The sequence below is a fragment of the Treponema bryantii genome, from assembly GCF_036492245.1.
Taxonomy (GTDB): Bacteria; Spirochaetota; Spirochaetia; order Treponematales; family Treponemataceae; genus Treponema_D; species Treponema_D bryantii_C.
This window is the reverse complement of record NZ_AP025286.1, coordinates 2,382,662-2,404,440: the sequence shown is the minus strand read 5'-3', so window position 1 is coordinate 2,404,440 and position 21,779 is coordinate 2,382,662. Positions and strand designations below refer to the sequence as shown.

General features: G+C 41.6%; 16 protein-coding genes, 1 tRNA gene and 3 rRNA genes. 18 read left to right on the top strand and 2 right to left on the bottom strand.

From position 1 onward, the window contains the following. From AABJ44_RS10700 to nudC, 9 genes are all read left to right on the top strand, one after another. A complete protein-coding gene (locus AABJ44_RS10700; RefSeq protein WP_074933896.1) occupies nt 1-453 on the top strand; it encodes an NfeD family protein in 453 nt (150 codons plus the stop codon). A gap of 96 nt (nt 454-549) precedes the next feature. Continuing rightward, nucleotides 550-1,434 (top strand): SPFH domain-containing protein, encoded by an 885-nt coding sequence (locus AABJ44_RS10695; RefSeq protein WP_074642690.1) that lies wholly within the window; start codon nt 550-552, stop codon nt 1,432-1,434. Nucleotides 1,435-1,511: 77 nt separating this feature from the next. After that, on the top strand, nt 1,512-2,798 hold the full coding sequence (locus AABJ44_RS10690) for a S41 family peptidase (protein WP_338369025.1): 1,287 nt from the start codon (nt 1,512-1,514) through the stop codon (nt 2,796-2,798). Between the two features lie 26 nt (nt 2,799-2,824). Next, nucleotides 2,825-3,541, top strand: a complete 717-nt coding sequence (locus AABJ44_RS10685) for a helix-turn-helix transcriptional regulator (RefSeq protein ID WP_338369023.1) — start codon at nt 2,825-2,827, stop codon at nt 3,539-3,541. 724 nt (nt 3,542-4,265) lie between these two features. Then, nucleotides 4,266-5,811: ribosomal RNA gene (locus AABJ44_RS10680) — 16S ribosomal RNA — on the top strand. A 282-nt stretch (nt 5,812-6,093) separates the two neighbouring features. Next, a 23S ribosomal RNA gene (locus AABJ44_RS10675) occupies nt 6,094-9,019 on the top strand. A gap of 113 nt (nt 9,020-9,132) precedes the next feature. Further along, nucleotides 9,133-9,244, top strand: a 5S ribosomal RNA gene (gene rrf / locus AABJ44_RS10670). The 16S, 23S and 5S rRNA genes sit together here with 1 tRNA gene alongside, the layout of an rRNA operon. A gap of 8 nt (nt 9,245-9,252) precedes the next feature. Beyond that, nucleotides 9,253-9,326 (top strand) — tRNA-Val (locus AABJ44_RS10665). 490 nt (nt 9,327-9,816) lie between these two features. Next, complete coding sequence (nudC, locus tag AABJ44_RS10660; RefSeq protein WP_338369021.1) at nt 9,817-10,659, top strand: NAD(+) diphosphatase; 843 nt, start codon at nt 9,817-9,819, stop codon at nt 10,657-10,659. Here the strand turns inward: nudC and AABJ44_RS10655 are convergent. Then, complete coding sequence (locus tag AABJ44_RS10655; protein ID WP_338369019.1) at nt 10,571-11,545, bottom strand: AraC family transcriptional regulator; 975 nt, start codon at nt 11,543-11,545, stop codon at nt 10,571-10,573. The two genes, nudC and AABJ44_RS10655, sit on opposite strands and share 89 nt — an antisense overlap. A 184-nt stretch (nt 11,546-11,729) precedes the next feature. Between AABJ44_RS10655 and AABJ44_RS10650 the strand changes: the two genes are divergently transcribed. The 7 genes from AABJ44_RS10650 to dapB all read left to right on the top strand — a co-directional run bounded on the left by AABJ44_RS10650 (nt 11,730) and on the right by dapB (nt 18,457). Beyond that, entirely contained in the window at nt 11,730-12,698 is a 969-nt protein-coding gene (locus AABJ44_RS10650) for an ABC transporter ATP-binding protein (RefSeq protein WP_338369018.1), read from the top strand. A gap of 83 nt (nt 12,699-12,781) precedes the next feature. Next, nucleotides 12,782-13,591, top strand: coding sequence for an ABC transporter permease (locus AABJ44_RS10645; RefSeq protein ID WP_338369016.1), 810 nt, complete (start codon nt 12,782-12,784; stop codon nt 13,589-13,591). A 3-nt stretch (nt 13,592-13,594) separates the two neighbouring features. Further along, nucleotides 13,595-14,416 carry an ABC transporter permease gene (locus tag AABJ44_RS10640; protein WP_338369014.1) on the top strand — a complete coding sequence of 274 codons (822 nt, stop codon included), beginning with the start codon at nt 13,595-13,597 and terminating at the stop codon, nt 14,414-14,416. Between the two features lie 86 nt (nt 14,417-14,502). After that, nucleotides 14,503-15,141, top strand: coding sequence for a hypothetical protein (locus AABJ44_RS10635; protein WP_074639805.1), 639 nt, complete (start codon nt 14,503-14,505; stop codon nt 15,139-15,141). Between the two features lie 136 nt (nt 15,142-15,277). Then, nucleotides 15,278-16,603: an aspartate kinase gene (locus tag AABJ44_RS10630; RefSeq protein ID WP_338369012.1), complete on the top strand. Its 1,326-nt coding sequence runs from the start codon at nt 15,278-15,280 to the stop codon at nt 16,601-16,603. 9 nt (nt 16,604-16,612) lie between these two features. Further along, nucleotides 16,613-17,623: a YncE family protein gene (locus AABJ44_RS10625; RefSeq protein WP_338369010.1), complete on the top strand. Its 1,011-nt coding sequence runs from the start codon at nt 16,613-16,615 to the stop codon at nt 17,621-17,623. Nucleotides 17,624-17,677: 54 nt separating this feature from the next. Next, nucleotides 17,678-18,457: a 4-hydroxy-tetrahydrodipicolinate reductase gene (gene dapB / locus AABJ44_RS10620; protein ID WP_338369009.1), complete on the top strand. Its 780-nt coding sequence runs from the start codon at nt 17,678-17,680 to the stop codon at nt 18,455-18,457. A 91-nt stretch (nt 18,458-18,548) separates the two neighbouring features. On the opposite strand, the gene AABJ44_RS10615 is transcribed toward dapB, so the two are convergent. Further along, entirely contained in the window at nt 18,549-19,232 is a 684-nt protein-coding gene (locus AABJ44_RS10615) for a hypothetical protein (RefSeq protein ID WP_338369007.1), read from the bottom strand. Nucleotides 19,233-19,360: 128 nt separating this feature from the next. On the opposite strand from AABJ44_RS10615, the gene AABJ44_RS10610 reads away from it, so the two are divergent. Both AABJ44_RS10610 and oadA read left to right on the top strand, forming a co-directional pair. Further along, on the top strand, nt 19,361-19,666 hold the full coding sequence (locus AABJ44_RS10610; RefSeq protein ID WP_338369005.1) for an OadG family protein: 306 nt from the start codon (nt 19,361-19,363) through the stop codon (nt 19,664-19,666). An 18-nt stretch (nt 19,667-19,684) separates the two neighbouring features. Next, nucleotides 19,685-21,775 carry a sodium-extruding oxaloacetate decarboxylase subunit alpha gene (gene oadA / locus AABJ44_RS10605; RefSeq protein ID WP_338369003.1) on the top strand — a complete coding sequence of 697 codons (2,091 nt, stop codon included), beginning with the start codon at nt 19,685-19,687 and terminating at the stop codon, nt 21,773-21,775. The last annotated feature ends 4 nt before the right edge of the window (nt 21,776-21,779 follow it).

Genomic DNA, 21,779 nt, shown 5'->3' with positions numbered 1-21,779 from the left:
ATGGACAGTATTATTTCAGTTTTAGCTGATAATCTTCCCTGGGTTTGGGTTGCGGTGACAATCATCTGCGTGGTGATTGAATCGCTTACACTTTCCCTTACTACCATTTGGTTTGGAATCAGTGCGTTTGTAATGGTTTTCCTTGCATTTACGCCTCTTCCTTTTCCTGCTCAGTTGTTCATCTTTGTTGTGCTTGCTCTTGTGCTTTTGATTTTTACACGTCCGGTTGTAAAGCAGAAGCTTAATCAGAAAAAGATTGCAACAAACTATGAGCGGATTATAGGACAGATAGCCGTAGTGACAAGAAAAATCACAGCACTCGACAAGGGTTCTGTAAAAATCAATGGTATGGAATGGACTGCTGCTGTCAAAGAGGATATTACTCTCGAAGAGGGCAGTAAGTGCATTATCGAAGAAATCGCCGGTGTTACGGCGTATGTAAAACAAATTTAACATGGTGATTGAGTAGCCCGCAGGGCGTATCGAAATCACCGTTAAAATGTGGTTTCGACAAGCTCAACCACCGTACAGTTTAGGAGGATTTAGTTTATGATTTACGTAATTATCGCAGTTGCAGTTTTGGTTATGATTCTGATTATTACAAACATCAGAATTGTTTCTCAGTCTAATGCTTTTGTTATTGAACGTCTTGGTGCTTACCATGGAACCTGGAATGTAGGACTTCATGTGAAGATGCCGTTTCTTGACCGTATTGCCAAGAAGGTTTCTCTGAAGGAAAAAGTTTTTGACTTTCCTCCACAGCCTGTAATTACACGTGATAACGTAACTATGATGATTGATACTGTAGTTTATTTCCAGATTACAGATCCAAAACTTTATACATACGGTGTTGAAAAACCAATCAACGCTCTTGAAAATCTTAGTGCTACAACTTTGCGTAACATTATCGGTGAACTGGAGCTTGATGAGTCTTTGACAAGCCGCGACGTTATCAACACTAAGATGCGTTCTATTCTTGATGAAGCAACAGATCCTTGGGGAATCAAGGTAAACCGTGTAGAGGTTAAGAATATTGAACCTCCAGCAGCAATCCGCGATGCAATGGAAAAGCAGATGAAAGCAGAACGCGAGCGCCGTGAACAGATTCTTATTGCAGAAGGTCACAAGCAGTCTGCAATCCTCGAAGCTGAAGGTCAGAAGCAGGCTTTGATTCTTGAAGCAGAAGCTCACAAGGAAGCTGCAATTCAGAAGGCAAAGGGTGAAGCTGAAGCTATCCGCGAAGTTCAGCAGGCAAAGGCCGAAGGTCTTAAGATGCTCCGTGATGCCGGAATGGACGACAAAGTTCTTAAGCTCCGCAGCCTCGAAGCTTTCGAAGTTGCAAGCAACGGTCAGGCAACAAAGATTATCGTTCCATCAGATTTGCAGAACTTAGCAGGTGTAGTTACAAGTGTAGCTGAGATTGCGAAGAAATAAAAAATCCTCACGGAGTTGAGGAGTTCACAGAGGGGTAGTTGAGTATGTCGAGACTGCCCCTTTTTTTAGGGGGAAATATGAAAAAAAGTTTTTTATCAATATTGTTACTTGCTTTGTTTGTAGGTTTTATTTCCTGTAAAAATCAGAAAGAAAATGTTACTCCGGAGCAGTTGTGTTTTGATATCCAGAAAATACAACTGGATATGGAGTATTCTTCACTTAGAGAACTTTATGATCCGGAGCCTTTTGAACAGCTTAAAGCTGATGTGATGGCCGGTAAGGCAGACCGGCTGGAATGTTTTTTCAGAATTCAGAAAATACTAAAAGAATACAAATGTCTTCATCTAAATCTTTCGCCTCTGGATTCTTCAGTTTTATATTCAAAAATGCTGCCATTTTACTTTTACTGTTTTGGAAATGATTATCATATTTACTGGACTATTCCAGAATATCAAAAATATCTTGGCTGGAAGCTTGTAAAAATAGGGGAATGTTCAGTTGAAGAAGCACGCCGCAGACTTCTTAATCTTTCAGTTTATTCTTATGAAACTGTTACTGGTGAAAAATATGATTTAGATGCACCTTTAAGCTATGTAAAATTTCAGAGTGCCGGACTTGTAGAGAAGAATGGAAAGGTAAGCTTTTCTCTTGAATCACGCGATGGAGAAATAAAAACTATAAAATGCAAGGCGCTTAAGCCTTCGAAAATTAAGCGCTTCGTAAAAATAACACCAGAAAAAGCAAATAATTTTAATCATTATGATACAAGTAAGAATTACAGAATTGTAACTTCAGAGGAAAAGAAGGCATTGTATGTTCAGTACAACAGGTGTCTGGAAGATGAATCTTATACCTGTCAGAAATGGTTTGCTGATATAATTTCAGAATTGCAGACAGGAAAATATAATACCGTAGTTTTTGATCTGCGATATAATCCGGGTGGATACGCCACTATGGAATTTATGATTAATAATGAACTATGGAGATATAAATCTGAATTTGATAAATATAACCTTGCAATGATTACTTCGGGAAGGACGGCGTCTTGTGCAACTTGGTTTATGAATGATTTTATCCGAAATTATCCGGATGTAAAAATCTTTGGAGAAGAAACCGGAGAGGCAGTTTTTAATTATACAAACAGACCATTAACCAATAAACTGAATGCCTTAAATTGTGATTTTGCCTTTCCAAAACAGCTTGATGAAGATGTTCCGGAATTGTATAAGCGGGCCAGAGAAGTGACCCATTCAGATGTTCACCGTGGTACTCTGCCGGATGTAGAAGTTTTTGAAAAGTTTGAAGACTTTATGAATGGTGAAGATACAATTTATAACGCAATTTATGAATATTTTCAAAAATAATCTGAATTATGTGGTATAATATGACTATGAATATTAAAAAGTTTTTAGACAAACCATTTAGACTCATGGCCCTGATTGGCTCCATCTATCTGATTACCATGATTCTGATGAATGTGTTTACAGATTTTTTCTACGAACTGAGTGTTATGCCTTTTTCCAGAACGGTTTCGTATTCTGCAGAAGGAGTAGCGCTGGTGCTTTGTGTGCTCTCATTCTTTTTTTATACCCATCATAGTATTTATTATATTGCCCTTGAAACACTTGCCTTTTCGTATCTTTATACAGGCAGAGTCTATACTGCGTTGTTCATAACGGCCATTCTGTTTTTTCTGTTGATGACAGAAAACCGGCTTGCTTCAAAGGTAAGGCTTAGTGTGTATCTAGCACTGGAAGTTGCAAAAATGATTTTTGTAATTCCTTATGGAGTTCGCAGCTTTTTTGAATATATAGGAATTACGCTTTTCTCCCTTGCAACAATCGGCTGTATCAATCTTTTGTTCCGCCACGCGTATGAGAAAAAAGATTCGGGAGAAATCAATCTTGATTATTATAAATTCACTGATCGTCAGATTGACTGTATAAAAGAGACAGTTGTTAATAACACTACCATTAAAGCACTTGCAATTACACATAATGTCAGTGAAAGTGCAATTAAAAAAGATTTAGCACACATTTACTCAGTTCTCGGAATTGACGGCAAGGCAGATCTCAAAGCACTGTTTATCGGGTATAAATTCGATTAATCGAGAATAAGTTTTTTTGTTATTTTTCACTGACAGAAATCTCTTCCAGAACTCCGTGCATGCGCCAGAAAATGAGCGGAGCGGGGGAAGGTGTACGGGAAGTATGGAAAGGGAGGAAAGAAATTGTGGGACGCAGATCCATTTTTTTTGTATTTTCATTATGTGAGTTATTATTTGTGTTTTCTTTCACTGACAGAAATCTCTTCCAGAACTCCGTGCATACACCAGAAAATGAGCGGAGCGGAAAAAGGGCAGAGACTGCATTGAGCCGATACTGAGGCCGCCGGTTCGGCAGAAGATACGAGCGGAGCGACGAGGCTCACCGCAGTCTCTGTTCTTTTTCAGCGGGAGCACATTTTGTGGTGATATGAGCCGGAATCATGTGAGAATACTGAATAAAAAAAAGTTACAAAAAAATAAAAAAAAGTGAAAAAAACACAAAAAAAACGGGATGAGCTATTGACAGTTTTCATGGAAAGATATATATTCATTTTCACCGTCGCAACACTGAGTTGCGACACAGAACAAACAAAAGGTTCTTTGACAGATCAGGGAAGGAAATAACTGACTAAATAATTTTTTTTATGTTTTTTTTTATATCAACGAACAAAAACATACCCGCGAGTTTTAGTTCTTAAAACTCGATTGTAAATCAATTCAGCAAATAGATAAAAGCTGGTTTGAACTGTTTATGAAGATCATTAGCCTTCGGGCTATTGAAATAATCATGGAGAGTTTGATCCTGGCTCAGAACGAACGCTGGCGGCGCGTCTTAAGCATGCAAGTCGAGCGGTAAGATTGGTGCTTGCACTAATCCTAGAGCGGCGGACTGGTGAGTAACGCGTGGGTGACGTACCTTTGTGACGGGGACAGCTCCTAGAAATAGGAGATAATACCGGATACGCTGCATGTTGTCAGAGGACATGCAGGAAAGGATCTTTTGATTCGCACGAAGAGCGGCCCGCGTACTATTAGCTAGTTGGTGAGGTAACGGCCCACCAAGGCAACGATAGTTACCCGGCCTAAGAGGGTGATCGGGCACATTGGGACTGAGATACGGCCCAGACTCCTACGGGAGGCAGCAGCTAAGAATATTCCGCAATGGACGAAAGTCTGACGGAGCGACGCCGCGTGGATGATGAAGGCCGGAAGGTTGTAAAATCCTTTTATGACTGAGGAATAAGCAGAGTGAGAGAAACGCTTTGTGGTGACTGTAGGTCATGAATAAGCAACGGCTAATTACGTGCCAGCAGCCGCGGTAACACGTAAGTTGCGAGCGTTGTTCGGAATTATTGGGCGTAAAGGGCATGTAGGCGGTTCTGCAAGTCTGGTGTGAAATGCCGGGGCTCAACCCCGGAACTGCGTTGGAAACTGCAGAACTTGAGTCGCTGAGGGGCAGCCAGAATTCCAGGTGTAGGGGTGAAATCTGTAGATATCTGGAAGAATACCAATGGCGAAGGCAGGCTGCCAGCAGATGACTGACGCTGAGGTGCGAAGGTGCGGGGAGCAAACAGGATTAGATACCCTGGTAGTCCGCACAGTCAACTATGTACACTGGGTGTCCGTTCATGAGAATGGGTGCCGAAGCAAACGCGATAAGTGTACCGCCTGGGGAGTATGCCCGCAAGGGTGAAACTCAAAGGAATTGACGGGGGCCCGCACAAGCGGTGGAGCATGTGGTTTAATTCGATGGTACGCGAGGAACCTTACCTGGGTTTGACATACACAGGAATTATTTAGAGATAAGTAAGCGCAGCAATGCGCCTGTGAACAGGTGCTGCATGGCTGTCGTCAGCTCGTGCCGTGAGGTGTTGGGTTAAGTCCCGCAACGAGCGCAACCCCTACTGCCAGTTACTAGCAGGTAAAGCTGAGGACTCTGGCGGAACTGCCGGTGACAAACCGGAGGAAGGTGGGGATGACGTCAAGTCATCATGGCCCTTATGTCCAGGGCTACACACGTGCTACAATGGCAGGTACAGAGTGAAGCGAAGCAGTGATGTGGAGCAAAACGCAGAAAGCCTGCCTCAGTCCGGATAGGAGTCTGAAACCCGACTCCTTGAAGTTGGAATCGCTAGTAATCGCACATCAGCACGGTGCGGTGAATACGTTCCCGGGCCTTGTACACACCGCCCGTCACACCATCCGAGTGGGGGGTACCCGAAGTCGTGAGTCTAACCGCAAGGAGGACCATGCCGAAGGTACGTTCCGTGAGGGGGGTGAAGTCGTAACAAGGTAGTCGTACCGGAAGGTGCGGCTGGATCACCTCCTTTTAAGAAAAGGAATCAAAAGTGTTTGTGTACACACAAAACAATCGGTCAGTTATTTCTTTCTCTGGTATGTTAAAGAACATACAAAAGGTACTGAAGGATGTGAAAGTCTGGATGTACGAAGTTTTTTGAAATTACGAAGGAAGGACGGAAGTTAATGCGGGAATATCTTCAGACGCATTAACGAGAAGAAACGCTTGTAAGCGAGGGATTGTGTACTGCTTGGTTAGAAAATGTACACACACGAAAATCCCGGTTTAAGTTTAAGAGCGGAAAAGATGATATGGCCAAGCGAATACAGGTCTATGGCGGATGCCTGGGAGCTGTCAGGCGAAGAAGGACGTGATAAGCTGCGATAAGCCGGGGACAGGAGCACATATCCGTTTACCCCCGGATTTCCGAATGGAGTAATCCGGTATCAGCGATGATATCACCTGAATGTCTGAATATATAGGACACAGGAGCAATACTGAGTGAAGTGAACCATCTAAGTAACTCGGGAACAGAAATCAACAGAGATTCCCCAAGTAGCGGCGAGCGAACGGGGAGAAGCCCAAACCACTTAAGTGGGGTTGTAGGACCGCATACGAAGTTTAGAGAAAACTTTTTTATAGGAGAAGCTTCTGGGAAGGAGCGTCAGAGAGTGTGAAAGCCACGTATCCGAAATGAAAGAGTCTTCAGCGGTATCCTGAGTATGGCGGGGCACGTGAAACCCTGTCAGAATCCGGGTCGACCACGATCCAAGGCTAAATACTGAACAGCTACCGATAGCGGACAAGTACCGTGAGGGAAAGGCGAAAAGAACCCCGGTAAGGGGAGTGAAAGAGAACCTGAAACCATAGACTGACAAGATGTCACAGCCCGCAAGGGTAGTGGCGTGTCTTTTGTAGAATAAACCTGCGAGTTGCGTTATGCAGCGAGGCTAAAGAATAGAAGTTCTGGAGCCGGAGCGAAAGCGAGTGTGAACAGCGCGAAAAGTTGCATGACGCAGACCCGAAGCCAAGGTGATCTTGTCATGGGCAGGCTGAAGGCAGGGTGAAACCTGTTGGAGGGCCGAACAGTAATCTGTTAAAAAAGGTAGTGATGACCTGTGACACGGAGTGAAAGGCTAAACAAACCTGGAGATAGCTGGCTCTCCCCGAAATGCCTTTAGGGACAGCCTCATACAAAAATGCCGGAGGTAGAGCACTGGATGGAAAAGGGGGAGTCAAATCCTACCGATTTCAATCAAACTGCGAATGCCGGTATTCAGCGTATGGGAGTGAGACTGCGTGCGCCAAGGTTCGTAGTCGAGAGGGAAACAGCCCGGACCGGCAATTAAGGTCCCAAATTCATGCTGAGTGTGAAATGAAGTGCGGATGCACAGACAGCCAGGAGGTTGGCTTAGAAGCAGCCATTCCTTAAAAGAGTGCGTAACAGCTCACTGGTCGAGCATCCGTGCGCAGACAATGTAACGGGGCTAAGCATGAAACCGAAATTCCGGAATCATTACATAGGTAATGATTGGTAGGGGAGCATTGAATTAACTGATGAAGGAATACCTGTGAGGGGTTCTGGAGGAGATTCAAGAGAGAATGCAGGCATAAGTAACGAAAAAGCGGGTGCGATCCCCGCTCGCCGAAAACCTAAGGTTTCCAGGGTAAAGGCAATCTGCCCTGGGTAAGTCGGCCCCTAAGGCGAGGACGAAAGTCGTAGTCGATGGGAAATTGGTTTATAATCCAATACTTAATTAGTTTTTATGGAATGACGCATGAGGTGAAATCCGGCCGGGCGACGGTTGTCCCGGTCAAAGCGACGAGTTGCTGAGGAGCTGGTTAAAAGAAGCTCTGAGATGAGTCGTTACAGCGAGGAAGCAGAAAGTGCAACTGAAGCGGACGTAATCAAGGTGCCGGGAAATAATTCCTAAGTGTGGCTAATTAAACCGTACCGGAAACCGACACAGGTAGGAAGGATGAGTAATCTAAGGCGCACGAGCGAACTCGCGTTAAGGAACTCGGCAAAATGCGCACGTAACTTCGGAAGAAGTGTGGCTCACGTTAGAAATGATAGTGAGCGGCAGAAAGCAGGCCCAGGCGACTGTTTATCAAAAACACAGCCATCTGCGAACCAGCAATGGGACGTATAGGTGGTGACACCTGCCCGGTGCAGGAAGGTTAAGAGGAGATGTCAAGAGCAATCTGACGCATTGAATCGAAGCCCCTGTAAACGGCGGCCGTAACTATAACGGTCCTAAGGTAGCGAAATTCCTTGTCGGGTAAGTTCCGACCCGCACGAATGGTGTAACGATTCTGGGCACTGTCTCAACGCGAGACTCGGTGAAATTTATATTCCGGTAAAGAAGCCGGATACCCATAATTAGACGGAAAGACCCCGTGAACCTTCACCGTAACTTAATATTGGGATCCTGTTTATCATGTGTAGGATAGCTGGGAGACTGTGAGGCGTGGCCGTCAGGTTGCGCGGAGTCAATGGTGAAATACCAGCCTTGATGAACAGGATTTCTAACCTTATCCTTGAAGCAGGATTGGGGACAATGTTAGGCAGGCGGTTTGACTGGGGCGGTCGCCTCCCAAAGAGTAACGGAGGTGCGCGAAGGTCTCCTCACTCCGGTTGGAAATCGGAGCACGAGTGTAAAGGCACAAGGAGGCTTGACTGCGAGAGTGACAATTCGAGCAGGTACGAAAGTAGGTCTTAGTGATCTGATGGTGCTGAGTGGAAAGGCCATCACTTAACGGACAAAAGGTACTCCGGGGATAACAGGCTGATTTTCCCCAAGAGTTCACATCGACGGGAAAGTTTGGCACCTCGATGTCGGCTCATCACATCCTGGGGCTGGAGCAGGTCCCAAGGGTTTGGCTGTTCGCCAATTAAAGTGGTACGTGAGCTGGGTTCAGAACGTCGCGAGACAGTTCGGTCCCTATCTGTTATGGGCGATGGAAGTTTGAGAGGAGCTGCTTTTAGTACGAGAGGACCGAAGTGGACGAACCTCTGGTTTACCAGTTATCCTGCCAAGGGTAAGTGCTGGGTATCTAAGTCCGGAAGGGATAACCGCTGAAAGCATCTAAGCGGGAAGCCCACCTCAAGATTAGACTTCCCTGGAACTTTAAGTTCCCTGAAGACTCCTGGGAGACTACCAGGTTGATAGGATGCAGGTGTAAGCGTCGTGAGGCGTTCAGCCGAGCATTACTAATAAGTCGTGAGACTTGGCCATATCATCGTTTCCGTTCAAAAACTACTTGAACAAAAACTTCTTTTCTGATATATTTCCGTCCTGCACGCTCTGAGATTTCAGATTAGTGCTCTTCGTATAACACAGTAAATAATACTGGTGACCATAGTGGAGAGGTAATACCCGTTCCCATTCCGAACACGGAAGTCAAGCTCTCTTACGTCGATGATACTGGATTCGTTCCGGGAAAGTAGAAAGTCGCCAGTTTTTTTTTCGGGCAGTTAGCTCAGCTGGTACGAGCGTCTGGTTTACACCCAGAATGTCGGGAGTTCGATCCTCTCACTGCCCATCTAGAGACACTTCGTTTTGAAGTGTCTTTTTTTTTACTATGACTTCATTTGGTTTGTCCCGGATCGAACTCCCGACATTCTGCAGATCTCGTTCGCTCCGCTCTCTCGCGCCATTTATTGGAGAATCCTAAAAAATTGCTTTCGCAATTTTTTTTAACGGATTTCCAATTTTAGGCGTGTCGGGAGTTCGACCTCTCACTGCCAATCTAGAGACTATTCGTTTTGAAGTGTCTTTTTTTTTTGTTATGAGACTATTTTTGCGGTTTTGTCGGATCTCATTTCTCCCGACATTCTGTCAGAAGTCGCTCGCTGCCGTTCGCTCCTACCCATATATCGGATAATCCTAAACAATTGCTGGCGCAATTGTTTTTAACGGATTTCCGATTATAGGCAAGTTCGATCCTCTCACTGCCTTGTACAATAGATATTTTTATGACTTCCCATTTATATTCAGTTTTTTTATAATTGTAAAAAAGGGGATTTTATTTCATGATTCAAGATATTGCACCTTCTGTTTTTGATAATCATTTTGAAAATATTTCAGTTAGTGATGATGATATTGTATTTGATTTTTGGGATGATAAGGTTTATGTCTGTTATGATTCGAAAGAACAAAGGCTGATATTACCCACTTTTAAGGATTTTTCTTATCCAAAGCTTTCTGCAACTTATCTTTTTTCAATTGATAATAAAAAATATTTTCTTATTAAAGATGAAATTGTTCCATTTGCTAATCTTCCAAATTATTCTTTATTAACACCTCGACAGTTACGGGATATGCCGCTCGCTTCTAATGTTGAACTCTTTGCTGTTTTCTCGGCTTATCATATCTGGAAGTGGTATGATGATAATAAATTCTGTGGACGCTGCGGACATGAACTGAAGCTGGATACAGTAGAACGTGCTCTCTTCTGTCCAGAATGTCAGACAAAAATCTATCCACGTATTAACCCTGCTGTAATTATCGGGATCATAAATGGAGATAAAATCCTGATTACTAAGTATCGTAGAGGTTATGCACATTCGGCTCTTGTTGCAGGCTTTACTGAGTTTGGTGAAACACTGGAGCAGACTGTTGAACGCGAGGTCATGGAAGAGGTCGGTCTTAAGGTAAAAAATATCCGTTATTATAAGTCACAGCCATGGGCGCTTGCACAGGATATTCTTGCAGGATTTTTCTGTGAGGTTGATGGTGACGATACAATCAGAATGGATGAGGGCGAGTTGAAATATGCTGAGTGGGTTAGTCGCAGTGAAATTGAACTTCAGCCTTCGGATTATAGTCTGACAAACGAGATGATGAGGATGTTCCGGGACGGGAAGATTTCCTGAAATCCCTTGGTGACATCTTATAAAACTTCTTGAAGGTTTCAGCCATATAACTGGCTCCTGTAAAGCCAGTAATTTCAGCAATTTCTGCCATACTCATATCACCAGCCTGTAATAAATCTGCAACCTTTCGGCTTCTGTAATGCATAAGATATTCAATTGGAGATTTTTCCGTAAGCTTATTGAAAATCTGATTACATAAACTCTGACTTACGCAGCCAGCCTGAGCAATATCTTTTAGGGTAATCTGTTCGTTATAATGCTCATCAATATAAATCATCATGCCTTTTAGTTTTGCATTGTGAGAATCAGCATCTTCTATTCGACCTACGTGCAGACGATAAGCGTCTGTAAAGCGGTGCATGATTATTTCCCAGAGCTCAAAAAATCCCTTAGTAATCATAAACTCACTTTTGTTTTCTTCTTCCTTACAGAGATTTTTGAGAAGCTGTTGAATTTCAGGACCATCAAAATCATCAGCTTTAAAATGTATGAAAGGAACGGAACGATCTGAAATTATTGGCTTTATGGCTTTTGTTTCAACCGCATAAGATGAACAGATAATCCGTGGATTCATAATGGCGATATAATATTTTGTAACTCGGTTTTCTGTAGCTATGGAGTAGTGGATGGCGTCTGCATTTACAAAAAGTGTATCTCCTTTTTTAAGACGAATATTTACTCCGTCTACAGAATATTCCATGGAGCCGGAATAAACAGAAACGAATTCAACATCATCATGATAGTGAGCAACCCGCTCCCAGGTACAGCCTGGATAAACATAACCGTCATGAATATATGTTGGAAAAGAATCTATATTATAATTTACAACTTCAGAACCATCATTGCGCTTCATGATGATTCCGCGCTTTGGTTTTTGTGCTGTCATAAAACTTCCTAAAAACAATAACAATATTACATTATAAGTGTAAAATAGTTATTAAAATATGTAAAAACAATAATTATATTACATCTATTTACTAAGTATAATTCAACTATCTTGTAAAAGCAAGGGAATCTGGAATGGAATTATGGACACCTTCTGTTTCAGATTCCCTGTTATGGAGGGCTTTATGGCTGAAGAAGACTTTGCAATCAGAATGAACAACGTGACTAAGGAGTTTAAAGTTCTGAATCGTCATGAGGGGTTGAAGGGGAGTATTAAAGATTTATTTTCCCGCGACTATAAAACTATTACTGCGGTTGATAATATTTCCATCAATATCAGGCCTGGTGAAATTGTAGGATATCTTGGTCCTAATGGGGCTGGAAAATCCACTACAATCAAAATGATGACCGGCGTTCTTGAACCGACCCGTGGAAAGATTCTTGTAAATCAAACAATTCCATATAAAGACCGCAGCCGCAATGCAGAGAATATCGGTGTTGTTTTTGGACAGAGAAGTCAGCTCTGGTGGTCACTGCCACTTATTGAATCCTTCAAACTGCTTAAGGATATCTATATGATTGATACGGCAGATTATAACAGAATGCTTGAACTCTACCACGAGCTTGCTGATATAGAAACTCTTCTGCACAAGCCTGTTCGCCAGATGTCTCTTGGTCAGCGAACTTTGAGTGATATTCTTGCGGCCTTTTTGCATAATCCGAAAATTGTCTTTCTTGATGAACCTACAATTGGTCTGGACGTTTCTATGAAGTCAAAAATCCGTGAGCTCATTAAGGGGCTGAACAAGGAAAAGAATACAACAGTAATTCTTACAACTCATGATATGGGGGATGTTGATGCGTTGTGTCAGAGAATTGTAATCATTGATCACGGAAGTATGATTTATGATAACGACATTGAGCATCTGAAGCATTATTTCGGCTCATACAGAACGCTACGCCTGAATCTTGCGGATACAGGCTGGAAGGAAATTATTGTTGATGAATGTAAAACTGATGTTATGTCTGTAATTTCAGAATATCAGAGAAAGGGCAGCATTAAGGATATCAGTGTAGAGGATATTTCGACTGAGGAAGTTATTAAAAAGATTTACGATGCTTCAAATCGAAAATCCGTTAAAAAACGAGCCTGAAAAGGGGCGTTTTAGGATTATCGAAAGAATGGCTTAGAGGCAAGCTGTTCTTGCCGACTGTTTGTTTATTACGGAGATGTTATATGAATCTAAAAAAATACTTAGCTTTAACCCGCCTTGGCATGATGGAAAAACTCCACTACCGCCTTGGAACTTTTGTAACACTTTTCGGAAACCTGATTTATCTGGTTCTGATTTATTTTCTCTGGAAGGCAATTTATGCCAGTTCTGGAAGTGATGTTGTAAACGGCATGACTCTCAATGACACTTTGGTTTACCTCGTCCTTGCAACAGCTCTGTTCAATTTTCTGGAGGTATTCCTTGTCTGGGATATGAGCCGTGAAATTCAGTCGGGCTCAATCGTTCTGAAACTGCTTAAGCCAATGTCCTTTCGTAATTATAGTTTCTGGTCATACATCGGAGAGAATATCATGTCTTTCTTTCTGACTTTTTTGCCCACATTTATCATCATAAATATACTTACTCATGGCAGTATTGCTCTCAGTTTTAATCTGCTTTTCTTTGTGCTTTCAGTCGTGATGGCTCTGGTAATCAATTTCAGTATAGATATGATCTGCGCGACAATCTGTCTGTATACAGAATCTACCTGGGGTTTGAATATGGTAAAGGAATGTATTGTGCTTCTTTTGTCTGGAGCTTCAATTCCTCTTGCTTTCTTTCCAGAGTCGCTTCGAAAGATTGTTCAGTATCTGCCGTTCCGTTGTATTTATGATACTCCATTGAATGTCCTGCTGCAGAAACCCGGTTATACAATTGGAAGCGGTCTGTTATTTTCACTTGTTCTTCAGCTTGCCTGGTGCCTTGCTCTTACAGCTATAGGCTGTGCTTTCTGGAGTGTTTCGCTTAAAAAGATTACTGTAAACGGAGGCTAGAAAATGAGTAATACAGTTGCAACTAAGAGAAGGGGACTTCGCTTTTATCTTGATATATATAGAAAGATTCTTGTACAGGATTTGAAAAGTAAGATGAGTTATCGTGCAGATTTTATTATTTCGAATATAGGAATGATAGTTTCGAATCTTGTTGGTTTTGTGACTTTTGGAATTTTGTTCAGAAACTTTCCATCAATCAATGGCTGGACAATGTACGAAATGCTTTTTCTGTATGGCTTTTCGCTGGTTGCTTTGACTCCGGTTCAGTGCTTTTTTGACAATAACTGGAATCTTCGTTATGCAGTAAAAACCGGAGATTTTATAAAGTACTGTTTCCGCCCAATCAACATATTCTTCTATTATATTTCTGAAGTTTTTGATGTTAAGGGACTGGGACAGCTTTGTTTCGGTGTGGGAACTTTAGCCTTTGCCTGGAGTCATTTGGGAATACCTGTGACCTTTGTGATTCTTGCACAGACTCTGCTTTTTTTGATAGCAGCATCACTTTTTATGATAGCAATTATGAATTTTGCAGCTGCTACCTGTTTCTGGATTCAGAATTCGGGATATATTATGGTAATCATGTTCCGCTTTAAGGATTTTGCAAAATATCCGGCAAGTATTTTTAATACAGTTTTCAGAATTATCTTTACTTTTGTGATTCCGATTGCGTTTATTGCGTATTATCCTTCACTGGTAATTCTGCGTCCTGATAATATTCCGCTTCTTTCGTGGCTTTCACCACTCATAGGCCTTCTGTTCTTTTATCTTAGTTACAGATTCTGGCTTTTAGGGGCTAGAAAATATGATGGTACCGGCTCGTGAAAATAAAGTGATTTGCAATAGTAACAAAAATACGTTACTCTTTTGTTATAATATTATGAATCTACTTAAAGAGGAGATGTATTAAAATGAAGAAGATTATTGCTATGGCTTTTACAGCTGTTTTAATGCTAAGTGCTACTTTTGCTCTTGATTTTGAAGTTGGAGCACGTGGTATTCTTGGTAGAAACTTTGATGGTGGTTCTTTTGCTGATAATTACAATGCTGCAAAAGAAGATAAGACTTTCGACTTTGGTTTTGGAGCTTATGCTAACTTTGCATTGTTTGGAGGTCTTGGAATTCAGGCAGAAGCAAATTATGTAAGAAGTTCGATTACATTTGCAAAAGATGGTACCCAGAATGTTCAGTATAATATGCATATTCTGGATCTTTCTCCAATGGCATGGCTGAATCTTGATTTGTGGAAATTTACAGTTGGTTTTGGTGTAGGTCCAAATTTTGAAATTCCTTTAGCTTCTTTGGGTGATATTACAAATGCAAAGAAACAGGATTTTACAGTAGGTCTTATAACTGGAGCTGATTTTAAATTTTATTTTACAGATCATCTTGGCCTTGTTCTTTCTGGACGTTTTGTTTGTGACTTTAAAAAGAAAGATGTTCCAATTGAAGTAAATGGATATCAGGTAGGAGGAGCTTCTTATCCTACTTATTCTTTTGCCCGCAGAACCCTCTACGGTGGACTTGGACTTGAGTTTAAGTTCTTCTAATAAGGCATAAGATTTACTGTTGATTAAAAGGTCTTTCCTTCGGGGAAGGCCTTTTTTATATGGAATAAGATTTTTCAATGTACTTCCACACAATTAAGTAAATCACTATAATCAATCTATTATAAGGAATATAAATATGATAGTAATGAAATTCGGGGGTTCTTCTGTTGCTAATGCAGAGAGAATCAAGCATGTTGCTTCTATTATTAAGGCTTATCAGGATAAGAGACCTGCTGTAGTACTTTCAGCTATGGGAGATACTACAGACCATCTTCTGGAAGCTGCAGATAAGGCTGTGCTCGGAGAGGTTGATGTTGCTGGAGTTGCTAAACTCCATGAGGATACTGCCGCTGAGCTTGGAATTAAAATTGAAACTATTGAAGCTCTTTTGACTGAGCTTAAACAGCTGCTTACCGGTATTTCAATGCTTAAAGAAATCAGTAAACGTTCACGCGACTATCTTGTTAGCTTTGGCGAGCGTATGTCTGTTCGTATGATGGCAGCTTACTTGGAGTCTCAGGGAATTCCAGCCCGCTTCTATGATGCATGGGATATTGGAATTGTTTCTGATTCTAACTATATGTCTGCTGAACTTCTCGATGAGGTTTGGGAAAATATTCCGGCTCATCTTAATGATTACAAAAACGGCACAGACAATCATATTCCTATCGTAACTGGCTTTATTGCAAAAGACAAAAAAGGAAATATAACAACTCTTGGGCGTGGTGGTTCTGATCTTACAGCAACAATGATTGGTGCTGCTATGCGCGCTGAAGAAGTTCAGACCTGGAAGGATGTTGACGGTATTCTTACTACTGACCCTCGCGTTGTAAAAGAGGCTAAGCCTGTTCCTGAAGTTACTTACGAAGAAGCTCAGGAGCTTGCTATGTTCGGAGCTCAGGTTCTTCATCCTCGTTCTATGCTTCCTGTTCGTAAAACTGGAACTCCGGTTCGTGTTAAGAACTCTTACAATATTACAAGCCCGGGGTCTATTATTGTAGAAAAACATTCTGGAAAAGTTCCACCTGTTTGCGCAATTACAACTGTAAAACACATCACTTTGATTGATATTGTTTCTTCACGTATGCTGGGCGCTGCAGGCTTCCTGGCTCACATCTTCAATAACTTCCTTAAATGGAATATCAGTATTGATGTAATTGCTACTTCTGAAGTTTCTGTTTCTCTTACTGTAAATACAAAGTCTGATCTTACAGGTCTTATTTCCGATCTCGAGCAGGCTAGTCAGGTATCTGTTCGTAAGGATAAGGCTATCGTTACTATTATTTGTGACGCAGCTCATTCTTCTGCTATCCTTGCAAGCGGCTTTGATGCTCTTGCTGAAGAAGGAATCAATGTTCAGATGATTTCTCAGGGCGCAAGCAAAGTTAATATCAGTATGATTGTAAATGATGATGAAGCAGATAAAACTGTTCAGATTCTTCACAATGCATATTTCAGTTGATAAACAGTTATGAAAAAAGCATTTACTGTCCTGGTGCTAACAATATGCCTTGCTGGTTTTGTGTATGCACAGGCGCCGGAACTGACAAAAATCGGTGTTTACACATGTGGCGAACAGCCTAAGCAAGTTTTGTTTTCTCCGGACAGTAAATTCATAATTATGCCGTTATTAAATGATAATGGTTTTGATGTTTTCAGCATTCAGGAAAAGAAAATTGTAAAACGAATAGTTCCTCCTGATGCTTTACAACTTGGCTTTGCAGAAGGTCTTTTTATTTCTCAGAAAAATGTTTTTTTGGTTTCACAAATGACAACTGCAAAGCTGTACGAATATTCTTATCCTGGTTTTGAATATAAAAGAACTATAGCTACCGGAGGAAACTGGTCAAAGTTTATTGCTTTTTCTGACGAAAAGCAGCTGCTGGCCGTTTCTAACTGGGTTTCGAATGATGTTTCTATAATTGATTATGAGACGGGAAGTTGCCTCAGAAAAATTTCTACAGGAGCTGCACCTCGAGGGCTATATTTTATTGAGGATGGAAAAAGTCTTATAAGCCTTTCCTTTGATGCTGGACTTGTAGAAAAGTTTGATGTTGAAACAGGAAAGCAGCTTTCGGTGTTGAAAGTTGAAAAGGGAGCTATGCGGCATATTGTTTTGAATTCGGACAGTACAAAGGCATATGTTTCCGATATGTATCACAGAATGATTTACGAAATAAATCTTAAAACCTTTAAGATTGCAGGCAAAACTCAGGTGTTCAATAATCCAAATACTATTAAACTTTATCAGGATAGATGGCTTTTTGTTTCTTCTCGTGGTCCGAATAATCCTGAAGATTACACAAAACGAAGTCCAAAAAATGGAAAGATTCAAATTATAGATACCCAGTCTATGAACGTTGTTACAGCCTTTGAAGGTGGTAATCAACCTACCGGTCTTGATATCAGTCCTGATGGAAAATATCTGTGCTTTTCAAACTTTCAGGATGCAAATATTGAGCTTTATGAAATACAAAACTAATGATTAAAAAATCTTTTTTTGATATTATACGAAAATCAAACAAAGGAGTTTTTTATGAAGATTGCACTTGTTGGTTATGGAAAGATGGGACATATGATTGAGCAGGCTGCTAAGCGTGCCGGTCATGAGGTTGTTACAACTATAGATGTTATGGCAGATGATGCCAAAGTAAAAGTTGCTGCTGGAGATACAGATGCAATTGTGCGCGCTGTAAAATCAAGCGGGGCAGAGGGAATTATTGAGTTTACTCATCCAACTGCTGTTCTTGCTAATGTCCGTGCACTCCTTCCACTTGGACTTCCTCTTGTTGTTGGAACTACAGGCTGGAATGACAAGCATGCAGAAATTGCTGAATATGCAAAGCAGGTTGGTGGAACAGTTATGACTGCCGGAAACTTTTCTATCGGCGTAAATATGTTCTATAAAATTGTAGAAGAAGCTGCAAAGATTATGGCTGAATATAAAGATTATGATGTTGCAACATGGGAGCTTCATCATAATCAGAAGGCAGATAGTCCTAGTGGTACTGCACTTGAAATTGCACGCCGTGTTCAGCTTGGTTATAAAGATAAGACTGAAATTGTAACTGATGCTTTCCATGAAAGACCAGCTGCAAATCAGCTTCATGTAAGTTCAACCCGCTGTGGTAATGTTCCTGGAACGCATAAGGTTTTCTTTGATGGAACTGCAGATACAATCGAGCTTACACATACAGCAAGAAGCCGTGAAGGCTTTGCTGTTGGCGCGGTAGAATCTCTTATTAAACTTGATGCTGCTCTTAAGAGTGGTAAGGTTTCTAAGGGAAATCTCTACGGCTGGGATGATATTTATTGATAGGTCGGCAAGCACAGCTTGCCTCTGAGCCGTTTTTTCGATGAACCTAAAATGGCCCGCTGTCGCAGCCCATTTTTTAACGGTTCTTCGATTATCGGCACATCAGAATATTTGAGCACGCTATGAGAATTTGAGATATAACCAGAAGGCTGTATCTGATTTTTCCGGCGTGCTTAAATTTTAACTTTGCCTGATTTATAAAATGGAACGCTGTGAGAGCCAGGAAGATTGAGGTACCTGCAAACAGTATAATTGTGTGGCCGGTTGTCTCATAGCACAGGAAAATCAGACTGCAGAAATGCAGGTATGATGATAATGCAAAGCCAAATGCAAAAAGAATGTAAAAACGAACATCCTGCTTTCCTGAAAGTATTATTGCAATGACAGTTCCCGTCAGATAAATAGCACACATCAGAATTATAAGCCATAATGGAACTTTGTGAATAAAGAATACTGTTCTATATAATGTACACCAGCAGAATACGTTCGCAAGAATAAAAATACGACCGAAGATTCGCAGAAGTTTAATTTTTTCGAAAGCCAGAAAAACTGTTGAGAGGGTGGCAATTGAAAGTGCAAATATTGTTACCTTAATTAAGTGAAGGGAATCTGGCAGAAAATCTCTTAACAGTAAAATGTTTAGTGCACCAAAAAATGGAATTATTAAACATTCACAGATTTTCTGGAGCATAGCATGTTTGATGATATAAGAAACAATCAGAAGCCCAATTATAATTATTAAAGCGCCAAGAAGAATCCAGTTTGCAATTGTCATTTTATTACCTCTGATTATGGGCCTTTTAGACCTGTAATCTTTAGTAATATTCTAGCATAGAAATTGTTTTCTGTGAATTGAACTTTTAGTCTTGTTTCATTATAATCTGACGTATTAAAATCGGGCGTATGTTTCGATTTTTTTTGAAAAACTACCCGGTACGCCGGGATTTTGAGGATAAATATATGACAATTACTGAAATGCTTGGTCAGAGCGGACTTCTGACTCTGCTTGGTATGTGTGTTGTATTCAGCTTTATCATTATCCTGATTATCTGTATGACCATCCTGAAGGGTGTTATTCATGCACTTAAACTCGATAAAGAACAGCCTGTTGACACACCAAAGGCTTCAGCTCCGGTAAATACTGGAAATGATGGTGCTATTATTGCTGCAATCGCAGCTGCCGTGCATGACAAGGCATTGAATTCGTAAATATAGGGGTATAAATATATGGCAAAAGTAGGAATTACAGAACTTGCAATTCGTGATGCTCATCAGAGTCTTCACGCAACACGTATGACAACAGCAGATATGCTGCCAATCTGTGATAAACTTGATAAAGTTGGTTACAAATATATCGAAGGATGGGGTGGAGCAACTTATGACTCTTGTATCCGCTTCCTGAACGAAGATCCATGGGAGCGCCTCCGCAAACTTCATGCAGCACTTCCAAACAACAAAATCATGATGCTTCTTCGTGCTCAGAACCTTCTTGGTTACAAGCACTATGCTGATGATGTAGTAGAGAAGTTCGTTGAAACTGCTGCAAAGAACGGTATCGGTTGTTTCCGTATCTTTGATGCTTGTAACGACCCTCGTAACATGGAATGTGCTACAAAGGCTGCTAAAAAATCTGGCGTTGATGTTCAGATGGCTATTTCTTATGCAGTAACTCCATTCCACACAAATGAAAAATATGCTGAGCTTGCTAAGACTTATGCAGACTTTGGTGCAGATTCTATCTGTATTAAGGATATGTCTGGTCTTCTTAAGCCATATGAAGCTTATGACCTCGTACAGAAGATTAAGGCTAAGGTTGATCTTCCAGTAGAAATCCACTCACACGCAACAACAGGTCTTTCTGTTGCAACACTTTTGAAGGCTGCTGAAGCTGGTGCAGACTGGCTTGATACAGCAATTTCTTCTATGTCTATGGGTACTTCTCATTCTCCTACAGAAACTGTAGTAGAAATGCTCAAAGGTACAGACATGGATACAGGTCTTGATACAAAGCTTCTTCTTGAGATTGCTGCTTACTTCCGCGAAGTTCGCAAGCACTATTCATCTCTTGAATCTGCATTCCTTGGTGCTGATACACGTATTCTTCTTTCTCAGGTACCAGGCGGAATGCTTTCTAATCTCGAATCACAGCTCAAACAGCAGAACGCAGGCGACAAGATGGACGCTGTACTTGCTGAACTTCCAAAGGTTCACAAGGCTGCAGGTTATGTTCCACTTGTAACTCCAACATCTCAGATTGTTGGTACACAGGCTGTTATGAACGTTCTTATGGGACCATATAAAGTAATGACTCAGGACTTCCGTAACTTGATTACTGGTAAGTTCGGTAAACTTCCAACTGATGCTGATCCAGAACTTGTTAAGAAGGCTCTTGAACAGAACCATATGGATGCAGTTGTTACATGTCGTCCTGCTGACCTTATTGAACCTGAATGGGACAAGATGGTTGAAGAGTCTAAGAAGGCTGGTGGTGACGGTTCTGATGAAGATGTTCTCACATACGCTATGTTCCCTAATGTTGCTCCTAAGTTCTTTGCTGAACGTTCTAAGGGACCAGTTGATGCAGCTGCAACATTTGCTAAGAAAGAAGCTGCTCCTGCTGCTGCTAAAGAAAATAAGGGTGGTTCATATACAATCAACGTTAATGGCACAGCATACAATGTTACAACAGGCCCAGCTGGCGACAGCATGAGCGTAAATGTAAACGGTACTGCTTATAATGTAACATTCGGTGCTGCCGGCGCTGCTCCAGTAGCAGCCACAGCCGCTCCTGCCGCTGCCGCAGTAAGTGGTGGTCAGCCAGTGCCATCTCCTGTTGCCGGAACTCTTCTCCGCTATGCAGTTAGCGAGGGTGCTCAGGTTAAGAAGGGTGATACTGTAATCATTATTGAATCTATGAAGATGGAGCTCGAAGTTAAGGCTCCAGCTGACGGAAAAATCAGCTTTGTTGTACAGCCAGGCACTCAGATTGCACAGGGCCAGACTTTGGCTAACCTCGGTGGTGCACCTGTTGCTGCTGCTCCTGTAGCTCCAGCTCCACAGCCTGCTGCTCCTGCTCAGCCAGCTCCAGCACCTGCAGCATCTGCCGGTGGTAAACCTGTGCCAGCTCCTGTTGCCGGAACTTTGCTCCGCTATGCAGTTAGCGAAGGTGCCTCAGTTTCTCCTGACACAACAGTAATCATCATTGAATCAATGAAGATGGAATTGGAAATTAAGGCTGGTGCCGCTGGTAAGATTCATTTTATCGCAGCAACTGGCAGTCAGATTGCACAGGGTGCTACACTCGCTGAAGTTCAGTAAGGAT

Coding starts and splice junctions, on each gene's coding strand:
- AABJ44_RS10625 (WP_338369010.1), top strand. CDS start 16,613: ATGAAAAAAGCATTTACTGTCCTGGTGCTAACAATATGCCTTGCTGGT.
- nudC (WP_338369021.1), top strand. CDS start 9,817: ATGATTCAAGATATTGCACCTTCTGTTTTTGATAATCATTTTGAAAAT.
- AABJ44_RS10610 (WP_338369005.1), top strand. CDS start 19,361: ATGTTTCGATTTTTTTTGAAAAACTACCCGGTACGCCGGGATTTTGAG.
- AABJ44_RS10685 (WP_338369023.1), top strand. CDS start 2,825: ATGAATATTAAAAAGTTTTTAGACAAACCATTTAGACTCATGGCCCTG.
- AABJ44_RS10630 (WP_338369012.1), top strand. CDS start 15,278: ATGATAGTAATGAAATTCGGGGGTTCTTCTGTTGCTAATGCAGAGAGA.
- dapB (WP_338369009.1), top strand. CDS start 17,678: ATGAAGATTGCACTTGTTGGTTATGGAAAGATGGGACATATGATTGAG.
- AABJ44_RS10695 (WP_074642690.1), top strand. CDS start 550: ATGATTTACGTAATTATCGCAGTTGCAGTTTTGGTTATGATTCTGATT.
- AABJ44_RS10655 (WP_338369019.1), bottom strand. CDS start 11,545: ATGACAGCACAAAAACCAAAGCGCGGAATCATCATGAAGCGCAATGAT.
- AABJ44_RS10640 (WP_338369014.1), top strand. CDS start 13,595: ATGAGTAATACAGTTGCAACTAAGAGAAGGGGACTTCGCTTTTATCTT.
- AABJ44_RS10690 (WP_338369025.1), top strand. CDS start 1,512: ATGAAAAAAAGTTTTTTATCAATATTGTTACTTGCTTTGTTTGTAGGT.
- AABJ44_RS10700 (WP_074933896.1), top strand. CDS start 1: ATGGACAGTATTATTTCAGTTTTAGCTGATAATCTTCCCTGGGTTTGG.
- AABJ44_RS10645 (WP_338369016.1), top strand. CDS start 12,782: ATGAATCTAAAAAAATACTTAGCTTTAACCCGCCTTGGCATGATGGAA.
- AABJ44_RS10635 (WP_074639805.1), top strand. CDS start 14,503: ATGAAGAAGATTATTGCTATGGCTTTTACAGCTGTTTTAATGCTAAGT.
- AABJ44_RS10615 (WP_338369007.1), bottom strand. CDS start 19,232: ATGACAATTGCAAACTGGATTCTTCTTGGCGCTTTAATAATTATAATT.
- oadA (WP_338369003.1), top strand. CDS start 19,685: ATGGCAAAAGTAGGAATTACAGAACTTGCAATTCGTGATGCTCATCAG.
- AABJ44_RS10650 (WP_338369018.1), top strand. CDS start 11,730: ATGGCTGAAGAAGACTTTGCAATCAGAATGAACAACGTGACTAAGGAG.